General features: G+C 67.7%; 9 protein-coding genes. 5 read left to right on the top strand and 4 right to left on the bottom strand.

What is annotated here, in order from left to right:
* Nucleotides 1-3 precede the first annotated feature (3 nt).
* Genes ACFYPS_RS28375 through ACFYPS_RS28360 form a run of 4 tightly spaced genes read left to right on the top strand, consistent with a single transcriptional unit; the run spans nucleotide 4 to nucleotide 9933 of the window.
* The gene (locus tag ACFYPS_RS28375; protein ID WP_387328329.1) at nucleotides 4-3750 is read left to right on the top strand and encodes a hypothetical protein; all 3747 of its coding nucleotides are present in this window, start codon (nucleotides 4-6) and stop codon (nucleotides 3748-3750) included.
* Nucleotides 3747-6512: a BREX-2 system phosphatase PglZ gene (gene pglZ / locus ACFYPS_RS28370; protein WP_387328327.1), complete on the top strand. Its 2766-nt coding sequence runs from the start codon at nucleotides 3747-3749 to the stop codon at nucleotides 6510-6512. Before ACFYPS_RS28375 ends, pglZ begins: the two co-directional genes overlap by 4 nt.
* Complete coding sequence (brxD, locus tag ACFYPS_RS28365) at nucleotides 6509-7816, top strand: BREX system ATP-binding protein BrxD (RefSeq protein ID WP_387328324.1); 1308 nt, start codon at nucleotides 6509-6511, stop codon at nucleotides 7814-7816. Before pglZ ends, brxD begins: the two co-directional genes overlap by 4 nt.
* A complete protein-coding gene (locus ACFYPS_RS28360; protein ID WP_387328321.1) occupies nucleotides 7813-9933 on the top strand; it encodes a DEAD/DEAH box helicase in 2121 nt (706 codons plus the stop codon). Before brxD ends, ACFYPS_RS28360 begins: the two co-directional genes overlap by 4 nt.
* A 455-nt stretch (nucleotides 9934-10388) precedes the next feature.
* Here the strand turns inward: ACFYPS_RS28360 and ACFYPS_RS28355 are convergent, their stop codons facing one another.
* From ACFYPS_RS28355 to ACFYPS_RS28340, 4 genes are all read right to left on the bottom strand, one after another.
* Nucleotides 10389-10586: a hypothetical protein gene (locus ACFYPS_RS28355; RefSeq protein WP_387328410.1), complete on the bottom strand. Its 198-nt coding sequence runs from the start codon at nucleotides 10584-10586 to the stop codon at nucleotides 10389-10391.
* Between the two features lie 496 nt (nucleotides 10587-11082).
* Nucleotides 11083-11421 carry a hypothetical protein gene (locus ACFYPS_RS28350; RefSeq protein ID WP_387328318.1) on the bottom strand — a complete coding sequence of 113 codons (339 nt, stop codon included), beginning with the start codon at nucleotides 11419-11421 and terminating at the stop codon, nucleotides 11083-11085.
* Nucleotides 11422-11891: 470 nt separating this feature from the next.
* A complete protein-coding gene (locus ACFYPS_RS28345) occupies nucleotides 11892-12092 on the bottom strand; it encodes a hypothetical protein (protein WP_387328315.1) in 201 nt (66 codons plus the stop codon).
* An 815-nt stretch (nucleotides 12093-12907) separates the two neighbouring features.
* Nucleotides 12908-13195 carry a hypothetical protein gene (locus ACFYPS_RS28340; protein WP_387328312.1) on the bottom strand — a complete coding sequence of 96 codons (288 nt, stop codon included), beginning with the start codon at nucleotides 13193-13195 and terminating at the stop codon, nucleotides 12908-12910.
* Nucleotides 13196-13685: 490 nt separating this feature from the next.
* Between ACFYPS_RS28340 and ACFYPS_RS28335 the strand changes: the two genes are divergently transcribed.
* The gene (locus ACFYPS_RS28335) at nucleotides 13686-13904 is read left to right on the top strand and encodes a winged helix-turn-helix domain-containing protein (RefSeq protein ID WP_387328309.1); all 219 of its coding nucleotides are present in this window, start codon (nucleotides 13686-13688) and stop codon (nucleotides 13902-13904) included.
* Nucleotides 13905-13948 lie beyond the last annotated feature (44 nt).

The following is a 13948-nucleotide window of genomic DNA, read 5'->3' as shown; positions in this document are numbered from 1 at the left end:
GGCGTGAACACCCCGCTCCGGGACGTCATCACCATTCCTGAGCGCGCCGGCGCGGAGGACTACGTCCTGCGCCTGACCGACTCGGTGGGGCACAGCGCGGTCCAGCGCACGCTCGACGAATACGTCGTAACCGACGCGCTGGTCGAGGCCTTCGACGCGGCGATGGGTCTGGTGGCCGAGGGCATCACCTCCGGTACGAGCCGTGGTTCGTTTCTTACCGGCTCGTTCGGTTCGGGTAAGTCGCACTTCATGGCCGTGCTGCATGCCCTGCTACAGCATGAGCCTGCCGCTCGCTCCAAGCCTGAGCTTCAGCCCGTGGTGGCGCGCCACGATCCTGTCCTGGCCGACCGGAAGGTCCTGCCGCTCGCCTTCCACCTGCTCGGCGCGCGGACGATGGAGGAAGCCCTCTTCCAGGGGTACATCCGCCAGATCGCCGAGCGGCATCCGGGTGCGCCGCTGCCCGCCGTACACAAGTCTGATGCTCTTCTCGAAGACGCCGAGCGTTACCGAGCCCAGCTCGGTGACCAGCAGTTCTTCGCCGGTCTCAACGGCGAGGCAAATGGCGAGGGCGGCGGCGCTGCCGACCCCTGGGCCGCCGTGCTGGGTAAGGGGCAGTGGGATGCGGTTCGTTACGCCGAGGCGCGCGCCGCTTCGGCGGCGAGTCCCAGCCGACAGAAGCTGGTGTCGGCCCTGGTCGATACGTACTTCCGCTCGTATACCCAGCAAGCGGAATACGTCGACCTGGACACCGGGTTGGCGGCAATCTCGGTGCACGCCAAGAGCCTCAACTACGACGCTGTGGTCCTGTTCCTCGACGAACTGGTCCTGTGGTTGGCGTTCTCGGTGCAGGACCGCGAGTTCTTCCGCCGGGAGTCACAGAAGCTGACCAAGCTGGTCGAGTCGTCTATCGGCGGGCGGCCTATCCCGCTCATCTCGTTCGTTGCCCGGCAGATGGACCTGCGGCGCTGGTTCGCCGACTCCGGCGCCAGCGGTGCGGAGCAGGACGCGTTGGATCGCGCCTTCCGCCACCAGGAGGGCCGGTTCGGCGTCATCCCGCTGGGCGACGACAACCTCCCGTACGTCGCGAATCGGCGCCTCCTGCAGCCCAGGAACGCTGAGGCTGCCGCGGTCCTCGAGGGCGCTTTCGGGACAATCGACCGCCGCCCTGCCGTCTGGGATGTGCTTCTCGATGGTGTGAACACCGACGAGCGGCATCGTGGCTCCGACGAGAAGGCGTTTCGCCTCACCTATCCGTTCTCGCCGGCCCTGGTGTCGACACTGCGTAGCTTGGCCAGCGTCATGCAGCGCGAGCGGACCGCGCTCAAGGTGATGCAGCAGATGCTCGTCGACCGGCGCGAGACCCTGACCATCGACCAGATCATTCCGGTCGGAGACTCCTTCGACCTCGTCGTTCAGGGGCAGACCGGGCAGGCGTTGGACGCTGAGGCGGCCGCGCTGTTCCGGTCAGCCAACAAGCTGTACACGGACAAGCTGCGACCGCTGCTGCTCGGTATCCACGGCATCGACGAGCGGACGCTGCGGGAGGAGCCGGAGAAGGTTCCGCCCGGCTTCCGTACCGATGACCGCCTGGCCAAGACTCTCCTGCTGTCGGCTGTCGCCCCGAGGGTGCCGGCCCTGATGGCGCTGACCGCGGCCCGCCTCGCGTCGCTCAACCATGGGTCGATCGTGTCGCCGCTGCCGGGCGGTGAGGCGGCCGTGGTGCTGTCTAAGGTGCGCACCTGGGCCCGGGACGTCCCGGAGATTCACCTCGACGGCGACGACCGCAACCCGACGATTCGGGTGCAGTTGTCCGACGTCGACTACGAGTCGATTGTGGAGCGGGCCAAGGCTGAGGACAACGAGGGCCGACGCCGTGAGTTGTTGAAGGACCTTGTCAGCGACAGTCTCGGCGTCACTCTGGCGTCCCAGGACCTGCAGGGCGCATACCCGTACGACTTCGTCTGGCGTGGTTCGAAGCGCAAGGTGGATGTGCTCTTCGGTAACGTCCGCGACCGTAGCTGGCTGTCCGACGACCACTTCCGCGCTGCGCCGGACACCTGGCGGATCGTCATCGACCATCCGTTCGACGACCCGGGCCACTCCACGGTCGAGGATTTGCAGCGGCTGGACGAGATGGTGGCGCGGGGCGTGCAGGAGCGCACCGTTGTGTGGCTGCCACGGTTCCTGTCTGATGACAAAATTCGCGAGCTGCGGCGCCTGGTCATCCTCAACTGGCTGCTCGACGGCAGCACCGAACGCTGGCAAGGCCACGCCGACCACCTCAACGAAGCTGATCGTGCCTTGGCGCGGTCGATCCTGGAGTCACAGCGCAACACGCTGCGGCGCAGCCTTGAGGACGCGGTGCAGCAGGCATACGGCGCCGCGTCACCGCGCCCGGGCGTCCTTCTCGAGGACGCGTCGCACGAGCGGACGCTGTTCTCCTTCGAGCGGCGCTTCGCCCCGGCCAATCCGGTCGGCGCCACGCTCGGTCAGGCCTTCAACAACCTGCTCGACCAGGCGTTCAAGGCCCTCTACCCCGCGCATCCGCTGTTCGAGCCAGGTGATGTGGAGGTCAAAGTCCGCGACCTCAAAGCCGTTGCTCGGTACGTCGCACAGACCGCCGCGGACAGCGAGAAACGCGTCGAGCTTCAGGCCGACGCCGCCGTGGTACGACGGATCGCCGAACCGCTCGGCGTCGGCAAGGCCACTGAGATGCACTACCTCTTCGGCGACGATCGGTTCACCCCGTGGGGCCAGGAGATCGAGCGAGCACTCGGCCGACGAGCGCAGGAACAGGGCAAGCCCGCCGACGGTCCGGTGACCGTCGCGGAGCTGCGACGCTGGATCCGGGACGTCTCGCCCGCCCATGGCCTGCGGGACGAGGTCGCCGACCTGGTTGTCATCGCGTGGGCGGCGCTGCGGCAGCGGGCCTGGTTCCAACAGGAGAGGGCGCTACCGGTCGTCCCGGAGCCTGGCTCGCTCACCCCGGTGATGGAGTTGCGCACCCAGGAGCTGCCGTCCGCCGGTGATTGGGAGACGGCGCGAACCGTGGCCGGCGCGATGCTCGGCATCACGGCCGGGGCGTATCTCACCGCGCCTGCTGTGGCTGATTTCGTCGGGCAGGTCGCCACTAAGGCAGCGGAACTGTCGAAGATAGCGCCCGGGTTGGTGGGGGCGGTCGAGGCGGCGTACCGCCGTCTGGCGATTGCCGAAGGTAGCCGGCTGAGGACCGCCAAAGCTTGTTCCGCGCTGATGCAGCAACTGCGTCATCTGGACGGTGTCAAGCTCGTCCAGGTGTTGGCGAAGGCGGATCTCGGCGGTGCGACTCCCGTCGCCGCGGGTAAGTCGCTGGCTTCGGCGGATGCTGTTGACAAGGCACTCATTGCGTTTCCGTGGCACCGGCTCGACCCGCTTCGCGAAGCGATGGACGGCGAGGGAAGCCGCGCCGCGGATGCTGCTGCCGTCGTCAACGGCCTGCGTGCCGCGCTGGAGCAGGACGAGTTGCCGGTCCCGATCGTACGGGCGCTCGCCTCCTGCGAGGACGGGATCTTTAGGTGGTTGGCGGGAAGCACCGCGCCCCCGCCAGGTCCGGAGCCCAGGCCGAAGCCGCCGGTGGTGCCGGGCCTCAAGGCCGGGAGTTCCAGCCGGGCAGGCGGTGCGGGGAACACAGACATCATGGACCGGCTGCAAACCTTCTTGAACGACAACCCTGACGTCACCGTCGAGGTGACGTGGCGAGTGCTGCCGTGACCGTCGCCGTGGCGGCACCGCGGGTGAGCGCGTCGATGGTGCTTGCCATTGTTGACGAAGCCCGCGCCAAGAATTACGCCAGCGGCGTCATCGGCATCCGTGGCGTCCCCGACCGCGCCATCACCGCCGACCTCCAACACCAGGGCCAGACCGTACGGGTCCGAGCGGCCGAGTCGGCGCTGGCCGCCCGCGAGCTGCTCGGCGACCACCGCGACGGCGACTGGCTCGTCGTCGTCACCGACCGTGACGACGGCGACCTCGGCGCCGGTATTCTCGCCCACTTCATCTGGCAGCGGTTGCGCAGCCCTGACCCGTGGGAGGCAGTGCGGACTCGATTCGCTGCGACCGGGATCGACCCTGCCCTGACCAGCCGACCGGACAATCGGGAGCTGGCCACCGCGTTGGTCGCTGCAACTCCACAGGCGGGCTGGCCTGCAGCCCCGGCCGGCGTGCTCACCCGCACCCATGCGCTTGGTGCCGTCGCCGCAACGCACCTCGGCTTCGATACGGACACCGCCGACGTCCTTGGCGTCCTCCGCTGGTCGATCGCTGCGCAGAGCGTCGCCTCCCTGGGTGCTTTGCGACGAAGCGTCGGAGACCTGCTTGCCGACACCACGCTTGACTGGATCGCTCAGCGGGCGGGCTCGGCGGCAGGCCCGATCCGTGCGCTGCTGTCTCGTGGCGAACTCGCCGACGTCGTCCCGCTTGGTCTGGTTCTTCGGTTGCTGACCGCTGACCGATATGACCCGCCGACAGCGCATCAGGCCCAACTTGCTCTGGTCCGGCTCGAACCGCGGTGGGGCGATCCCAGCCCTTCACCGGTCGCGTTGGCGGCACTCGGACAGGCAGCGGACACACTGTTGTCCGACCTGATTCACGATCGGCGTGCCGACGACGATGTCGCGCGCTCCCTCGACCGGGCCGACGTGATTCTCACGCAGCTCCAAGCGGAGCCGCTGGCCCGCTACTCGGAACTTCTCGGCGGTGGATTACGAGCGCGATTTGTCGCGCTCGCCGACGCCCTGCGCCGGGCAATCGCTTCACCTGGCCATGTCGACAACACGAACACCGTCGAGATCGCCTGGGCAGCAGTTCAGACGCACCGGCTCGGAGCGACAACGCCGCTTCGCGTTCCCTTCGAGGCCGCGGTACGACTTGTCCGGTGGCTCGCGGAGGTTGATCCGCCGGCCAGCGCTGCCTCGGATGCCGCTGCGCTCGGCGCTCTCGTGCGCCAGTACCTCGACAGCGCGGCGTGGGCTGACGCGGCGATCAACGACGCGTTCGGCGGCGTTGACGATCCGAGCTTGTCAAGTGCACTCCACGCCGTCGTCACAGCCGCGCAGAAGCGACGTCGCGCACAGGAACGTCGCTTCGCACGGGCGCTCGCCGCAGCGCCAATTCCTACCGGCGGCGGCGTGCCCGCTGACTCGGGAACCATTTTGTACCTGGAGCAGTTGCTGCCAGGCTGCGTCATCCCGCTCGCCCGCAAGGCACCCACGCTGCTGCTCGTCCTCGACGGCATGAGCGCCGCCGTCGCGACGGAAGTCCTGTCCGACGCGACTACACGTCTCGGCTGGCTCGAGGCTGCCCTGCCAGGAGCCGGCAACCGCCGAAGGTCCGCAGCGCTCGCGGCGTTGCCGTCGATCACTGAGGTGAGTCGCGCCTCTTTGCTCACCGGCCGCCTAACCCGTGGGCAGCAGGCCGAAGAACAGCACGGGTACGCCGAAATCACCGCCAAAGCCGGAAAGATCACTGCACGGCTCTTCCACAAAAAGGCAGTGGATACGACGGCAGCGGGCTGGTCGGTCAGCCCGGACGTCGGCGGCGCCATCGATGACATCGAGCTGTCGCTGGTGACCGTTGTCTTGAACACGATCGACGACGCACTCGACCGCAGCGACCCTGCAGGAACGGTTTGGACCGCTGACGCTGTCAAACACCTTGAGCCGCTGCTAGCGCGGGCCGCCGCCGCAGGGCGGACGGTCGTCGTGACCTCCGACCACGGTCACATCGTCGAACGCCGCCAAGGCACCCAACGATCGCACCCGAATATGTCCAGTGCTCGTTCTCGCCCGGCCACCGCTCCCGTACAGGATGACGAAATTGAGGTCAGCGGCCCTCGCGTCCTCACCGACGGCCACCGAGCCGTCCTGGCCGTCGACGAGACTCTCAGGTACGGACCCCTGAAAGCCGGCTACCACGGGGGAGCGAGCGCAGCGGAGGTCGTCGTCCCGGTCGCCGTCCTCGTACCTGATGAGACCCGCAACCGGGCCGGCCTGGACTTGCTGCCGCCGCAGGAACCCACCTGGTGGCTTACCTCCGCAGCCGCTCCGCAGCTGCCTGCCGAGCCGCCAGCCCAGAAGGCCGCGACCACCAAGAGCCGCGGAGATCGACAGAACAGCCCGACCCTGTTCGATGTGGGCCCACAGGCCACCGAGCAACCGGCGGTGACACTCGGCCACGCCATCGTGACCAGCTCCGTCTATAAAGCGCAGCGGAGGATCACCGGCCGGCTCATCGTCACCGACGATCAGATCGCGAGCATCATCGACGCCCTGGTGGGGGCAGCTGCCAACCGGCTGGCACCCACCCTCGCCGCCCAAGCCCTAGGAGTGGCACAGACCCGGCTACGGGGTGCGCTGACGCAGGTTCAGCAACTGCTCAACATCGAGGGGTACGCCGTTCTGGCTGCCGAACCAGCGACCGGCACGGTCACGCTTGACGTCACACTCCTGACCGAGCAGTTCGAGGTGCCTTCGTGACGCCGGACGTGTCCCAGCGGCGCCGACGCGAGGTGATCGATGCGCTTCGCCGTGGGACCGTCCCGGAGAGCGGACTCGACCTGCTCGCGGTCGGCCTCGACCGATTTTCCGCCGCTCTCGACGGTGAATTGGATACGGTCAGTTCCGGTGGCGCCGTGTTCAAGGCGGTGCGGGGCGAATACGGCGCCGGCAAGACCTTCTTTACTCGACACTTGGCCGAGCGGGCTCTTCGCCGCGGTTTCGCCGCGGCCGAGGTGCAGATCTCTGAGACTCAGACGCCGTTGCACCGGTTGGAGACCGTGTACCGGCGCATCACCGAGTCCATGCGGACGGCGTCGATACCACCCAGCGCGTTCCGCGCTGTTCTTGACTCCTGGCTGTTCACACTGGAAGCCGATGCGCTCGAAGCTGATCCCGCCGCGGAGGCAGACGTGGGCGCGGCGGTGGATCGGCTCCTCGAACAGCGGCTCGCCCAGGTCAGCAAGCACTCCCCGCTCTTCGCGCTGGCGTTGCGCGGCTATCGGGCGGCGTTGAGCTTGGGCGACACCGTCGTCGCCGACGGCCTGGCCGCATGGATGGCCGGACAGCCACAGGTCTCGGCGTCGGCGAAACGAGCCGCCGGAATCCGCGGCGAGCTCGACCATTTCGGCGCCATGGCGTTCCTTCAGGGGCTACTCACCGTCCTGCGGGACGCCGGTCATCCGGGATTGGTCCTTGTTCTCGACGAGGTCGAGACGCTGCAACGTGTCCGTGGCGACGTCCGGGACAAGGCACTCAACGCACTGCGGCAGCTGATCGACGAGGTCCACTCCGGCCGCTTCCCCGGGCTGCATCTCGTCATCACCGGCACGCCTGCGTTCTACGACGGGCAGCAGGGTGTGCAGCGGCTCGCCCCGCTGGCGCAACGGCTTGCCGTCGACTTCGGCACGGATCCGAGATTCGACAACCCCAGGGCCGTGCAGATTCGCCTGCCGGGCTTCACAATCGGGTCGCTGGTCGAGCTGGGCGCCCGCGTTCGGGACCTCTACGCCGACGGATCAACTGCTCCCGACCGGATACGGACTCTGGTCGACGACGCCTATCTTGACCAGCTGGCTCGTGCCGTTGCCGGCGGCCTGGGTGGAAAGGTCGGCATCGTGCCGCGCCTTTATCTCAAGAAGCTGGTGGGCGATGTCCTCGACCGGGTCGACCAGTTCCCGGACTTCGACCCTAGGCAGCATTACGCGCCGACCATGTCGGCGGCGGAGATGACCGACGTGGAACGCAACGCCGCAAGCGCCGACGACATCACACTAGACGTGTGACTGCCGCCGACCTGCTAAATCCCGTGCTGCTGCACCACATCGTCAACTCTCTGCAATGGCCGGGTCTGCGACCCATGCAGGAAGCTGCTGTGGAGCCGCTTCTGGCTGGCGAGGACACGCTCCTCCTCGCCCCGACCGCTGGGGGCAAAACCGAAGCGGCGGCGTTTCCGCTGTTGTCCCGGATGGCGGCCGATGGCTGGTCCGGAACCTCAGTGCTTTACCTTTGCCCGCTCAAGGCGCTACTCAACAATCTGCTGCCGCGCTGGGAACGCTACGCCGATTGGCTGGGACGGCGAGCCGCGCTCTGGCATGGCGACGTCACCGCGTCGCGACGGCGGGCCATCCTGGCTGCCCGCCCGGACGTGCTTCTGACCACGCCGGAATCCCTGGAATCGATGCTGGTCAGCCGTAACGTCGACCATCGGGCGTTCTTCGCTGGCCTGCGGACCGTGGTCGTCGACGAGGTGCACGCCTTTGCCGGCGACGACCGTGGCTGGCATCTGCTCGCTGTCCTGGAACGTCTGACCCACCTGATCGGCCGTCCCGTTCAGCGGATCGGGCTCTCGGCAACCGTGGGCAATCCGGATCGCCTGCTGACCTGGCTGCAGGGCTCCGGCGCGGGTGTTCGGGCCGGACGCGTCATCGCTCCTGACCTGCCGGTCGCCGCGACAGCGACTGCGGCGACACCTCCGCCGGGCGAGATCGAACTCGACTTCGTCGGATCCCTGCAGAATGCTGCCACCGTGCTCGCCGGGCTGCACTCCGGTGAGAAACGGCTGGTCTTCTGCGAATCCCGCCAGGCCGTAGAACAGCTCGGGAGTCTCCTGCGGGAGCGCGGCATCACCACCTTCCTGTCACACGCCTCGCTGTCCGCTGACGAAAGAAGACGCTCGGAAGAGGCGTTCGCCGAGGCGCGTGACTGCGTCATCGTTTCGACCAGCACACTCGAACTGGGAATCGACGTCGGTGACCTCGACCGCGTCATTCAAATCGACGCCCCATCGACCGTGGCGTCATTCCTGCAACGACTCGGACGTACAGGTCGGCGTCCCGGCAGCATCCGCAACTGCCTCTTTCTCACCCGCAGCGGCGACGCCCTGCTGGAGGCAGCGGCTCTGCTGCTGCTCTGGGGCCGCGGATGGGTCGAGCCAGTCGTCGCCCCGCCCGAGCCACGGCACATCGTCGCCCAGCAGATGCTCGCGCTCTGCCTGCAAGAACACCGAGTGGGAGATCAGAACTGGCCGCAGTGGTGGAACGGTCTCGACCCCTTCGGCCGCGGCGCCACCCCGATCATTCGCCATCTGATTGATCAGGGCTACCTCGACAGCGACAGCGACATGCTTTACATCGGTCCCGAAGCTGAGCGGCGCTTCGGGCACCGACACTTCATGGGCATGACAGCAGTATTCGTCGGAGCACCCGAGTTCACCGTCCTGGTAGGCCGCGACGAGCTGGGCCGCGTCGACCCCGCGCTGCTCACGGAGGAGGTGCAGGGCGACCGCCGACTGCTACTCAACGGGCGAAGTTGGCGGGTCACCTACATCGACTGGCGGCGCCGGCGCTGCTTCGTCGAACCCGCCGAGAACGGCGGAAAGGCTCGCTGGACGACCGGGGGCTGGGCAGGCCTCGGATTCGAGCTGAGCCGCGCCATGCGGGAGGTGCTTCTCGGTGCTGATCCCCCTGTGAAGCTCACTCAGCGAGCAGCGAAGCGGCTCGCTCACGAACGGGATGAACGATCCTCGCTGGTGCATCCGGGAGGCAGCGTCATCCTCCGCGATCGGAATGGTGGTGACCTGCGGTGGTGGACCTGGGCCGGTTTCCGCGCGAACGCCACCTTGGCGGCCACGTTGACCGAGGTGGTCGACCCGGTCCAACGCTTCGATGACTGCCAGGTCCGCCTGCGGGCGAATCTCTCTCGGGACGAATGGCGGACACTCATCGCCGACGCAGATCAGCGTCTGTGCTTGCCCGAGGTCAACAAGAACGCTCTTGACGGACTCAAGTTCAGCGAAGCGCTGCCGGAGCGGCTCGCGCTGGCGACGTTAGCGTCTCGCCTCGCCGACCTCGGTGGCGCAACTGCTGTCCTGCAGGAGCCGACGCGGTTCGTTCAGACATAGCCGGGCAGTGTGTCAATCTGGCTGTGTGACGTGTTCGAGTTCGGCTACGAAGTTCGCGAATGTGGCCTCTCCAGTCTCGGGCTCGAGGGGGACCTCCGACACGACGCTCTGGCCCTCTAGAGTGCTGACCCTGGCACACCTCACCCTCACCGACCGGGCCCGCCGGCTGGGCGACAGCGACGGGGGCCTGCACGTGCAAGGGCTCGTGGAGGTGTATCAATAATTGTCGTTCCGGGCGCGCCCAGGTCCGGTGCTGCTCCTGCCGAGTTCTCGGCGACGCTGTGCCTGTTCGCGCCTCGGTCCGGCGGTGCCGGTGCCCAGCAGGCGATGGACCGTGCGCAGGGGGCCGGCTCCGACTCGAACTCCCACCGCAGCACCGTGCCCGTCTCGGTGTCGTCGGCGCGGCCGACGCCAGGGCGGGGTGGCGCTTTACTGCGGGCATACGGACGGGCAGATCACTCGCAGCGGTCCTCGGCGCCTCGGCCGTACGGCTCACAGCAGTCAGGGCGGTGCCGGTACACGCGCAGGTCGCGTCCGTGCCGGCGGCCGTACTCGCGCGTGATCTCGTACGGGCAGGCCTGCCAGACGACGGCCTCCCCGCCGCCGGGCACCACCTGGCCGTCACCGGGTCCGCCGCGCAGCAGCACGTCCACGTCCACGACCGTACGCAACCCACCAGCGCCGGGACGTGGCGTATGAGTCTTCGACCCAAGCGGTACCCACCCGAACCGATCTCAACGGCCGGTGTCACAGGCGGGTGAGTCGGTGGTCGGGGGCGGTGTGGCGGGCGGCCGGCGCCGACGGTAGGCATGGAGAGGACCAGCGGCGACCTGACATCAGTCGTTGACATCAACGGTGGCGGCCAAGGCCGAACGAGTGCGGACGGGCGCCGCCGCCGCCTCGGAGCCGGGCCCCATGAACGTCGGCGGACGCTGCGACCTTGGCCAAACCGCCTTGTGAGGGAGGCATCACGGCAGCCGTCGGCGGGTGCCCGTTGCATGCCCGATCCGGCGGTCGCCGAGGGGCAACAGCGGTCAACGACAGCCGGCAATTGACGTGCTCGACCTGCGCGAACTACAGGTACTTGTGGGTGCGCTGGTTGCGCCCGATGACGTCTTGCTCGTCGCCGCTGATGAGCTTCTGCTTCACCTACCAGGCTCTTCCGCGGATCGGGGGGACGTCGAGGTCGCGCTCGCCGCCGCGGTGCTCGGCGAGGAGTTGCCGACGGATCGCGCACCAGGCGACGCGCTCTTGCCGGCGGGCGAGCTTGCGGTGCGACTGGAAGCTGCAGAACTGGCAGCCGCACAGGTTCGGCGCCTGGGCCGACGGCTGCCGGTAGCAGCGGGTGCGGATCCAGTTGGGCGAGGCGAGGAACTCGTCAATGTCGCAGGGGCCGGAGCCGTGCTCGTGGGTGTCGGTGAACCAGTGACGCAGCAGTAAGTCCCGCCGCTGCACTCGCTTGGGTCGGTGAATGTCGGTACGGGCCATGTGACGACCTGCCCTTCGGCAGCCCGCGCACCGTGCGCGGGGCTAACGCCTTGATGACATGCCGATCACCTCCGAGATTGAGAGTGGATGCGGGTACGCGAGAGGGCGGGGGCCCGCCCACCTCCCGAGTTAGCAGGGAACGCGCTTCGGAGCATCCCTCGTCACGGCGTACATGGTAGGCCGCACGTCCGACGGGATCCGATCACCGTGACGAGCGGCCGCTCTCAAACACGGCCTGGCCGAGCAGCGAAGCGAGCAGCAAACCGGCGAGCATGAGCGGACGATGGCGGACCGTGACGCCTCGTCGTACACGTGACCGAACGGTCGGCCCCCACTTGGTCAGCACTGCGGAACCGACTCGCCGTCCTTGACACCCGCAATGCGTATGTCAGCAGGTGGTGCGGACGCAACCGCGTAGGAAGCCTTCGCCAGGAGTTCGGGACGAACATGTCGCGCTCGGCCGGCGGTAGCTAGGGATCGGCCGGCCGGTGGAGGTGCAGTGGTTGCGCGGACACGATGATGCTGGCATGGGCCCATCCGAGCCATGCAGAGACGATGATGTCGAGGCACTCTTGCGCTTCATCGCGTCGAGGGCTGACCTTGAGATCGACTGCCGCGAAAGACGGACGTACGGTCACATGGGCGGGATCCTCGCCGATGCTGTGCTCCAACCGAGAATGCATTACCGCCGTGTTGTCTGGCCGAGGGTCCGTCAGTTCATGGCTGACTGGCCGCATGCCGACACGACGTCGCGAGTCCTGGCGATCGGAGATGGGGACGCGCTAGCCAGGACACTGCGGTGGCGCGGCACCAAACCGAGACGGCTATACGGGCTAGCCGTCGCCCTTCAGCGCCTCGGTGTGGAGACGGAGGAGGACCTCCGCAGGTTCCTGCGGACTGGTGAGAACATGCCCTACCTCCGAGCAGTTCCCGGCATCGGGCCGAAGACGTGCGACTACCTGGCTCAGCTGGTAGGTCTTCCGGCGGTGGCGATCGACCGGCACCTTGACACGTTTGCCAATGCTGCTGGCGTCTCATGTCGCGGCTATGTCTCGCTTCGGACGATCTACGAGAGAGCGGCGGATCGCCTTGGGTGTCCCAGGCGAGCGCTGGACCGCGCTGTGTGGCGCTACGTCTCTGAAGGGCGTCTTACGGAGTAATCGCGGGGCTCTCCCGGCCACCGGCCCCACCCCGGACGTGGTGAGACGTCGTCCCCGCACGCGCGGGGGTCTTCCGAGGCTCGGCTCCGACGCCTCCCATTCCGCCACGTCGTCCCCGCACGCGCGGGGGTCTTCCGCAGACCGGCCCGCCGGCCGGGCTCGGCACGCTGTCGTCCACGCACACGCGGGTGTACCTGTCGTACCGGCTCAACTCCGCGGCGTCCCCGCACACGCGGGGGTCTTCCCTGTCGACGGTCAGTTGGGTGACCCAAGGGCTGTCCCCATGCTCAGGCCGCGTCACCAACAGCCGCTACTTTAAGATCAAGCTAGGCCGGCACCCGTGACCTGACGCGCCTCTGTTGCCCCGGTCTCCCGATGGTGGGTGCCGGGGCGACGCGCAGCCCGGCCTTCATCACGTACACCTCTCGCTTGTTGACCGCCTCGCCCCGCTTGTTCAGGACATACCCGGTGAGCCAGATCCACCCCTGGTAGGTCGGGGTCGAGTCGACGGACACCACCCGCATCCGGAGCGCCCGTTGTTTCGCGAACTGCACCGAGCACTCCCGGCCGATGAAGACCACGTCACCGGGGTGAGGTGTGGTCACCTCAGCCATCCGAGGAACCTGCGGTGGAGGGTGCCCGCCGGTGCCCAGCTCATGTCCTGAGTTGCGGCCACCAGGTGCGAGCCCATGTAGATGCTCAAGGACACGGGAGCGCCGGCGTACTCGGCGAGCAACTCTTGTCGACGAGTACGGCAGGGCCAAGGGGCACCGCACCCGCCGCAGGTCCAGATCGGCAGCACCGGTCCGTGCGTGGTCATCTGTCCTCACCCGGCCAGTGCCCCCGGTTGATCGGCAGGCGGTGCCTCGCCCGGCAGGGCAGGTCGGTCCCGCATCGGCAGATCCGCCTCCACCTTCGCCACGACCACACCGGCCGGTGCCGGCGGGCCAGGGTGAGGGCAGCGGCTACCACGTACTCCTCGTACCGGACCATCGGAGTCCCCTTCTGCAACCTACGTTACCTAGTACTCTGGGTATACCGACGATACCCCGTGTCGCCATATAAATCCCCCTGCGTGTTGTCTTGTGGCAGGGAGGACGACCGATGGCTCAGCCGCTGTATCAACAGATTGCCGACGACATCACGCGGCAGATTGAGTCGGGTGTGTTGAAGCCTGGGGACCGCCTGCCCAGCACCCGTCAGCTCTGTGAGCAGTACGAGGTCAGCGAGACGGTCATCCGGTTCGTCATGATCCAGCTCAAGGCGCGGGGCCTGGTCTACGGCCAGCCGGGCCGAGGTGTGTACGTCAGCACGAAGGACTGACCCGGCCGGGCCCGTTCATCACCTGCTCATCGTGGGCGCCCGCT

This window comes from Micromonospora sp. NPDC005087 (assembly GCF_042872965.1).
Classification (GTDB): Bacteria; Actinomycetota; Actinomycetes; order Mycobacteriales; family Micromonosporaceae; genus Micromonospora.
This window is presented reverse-complemented; position numbering and strand designations above follow the sequence as displayed.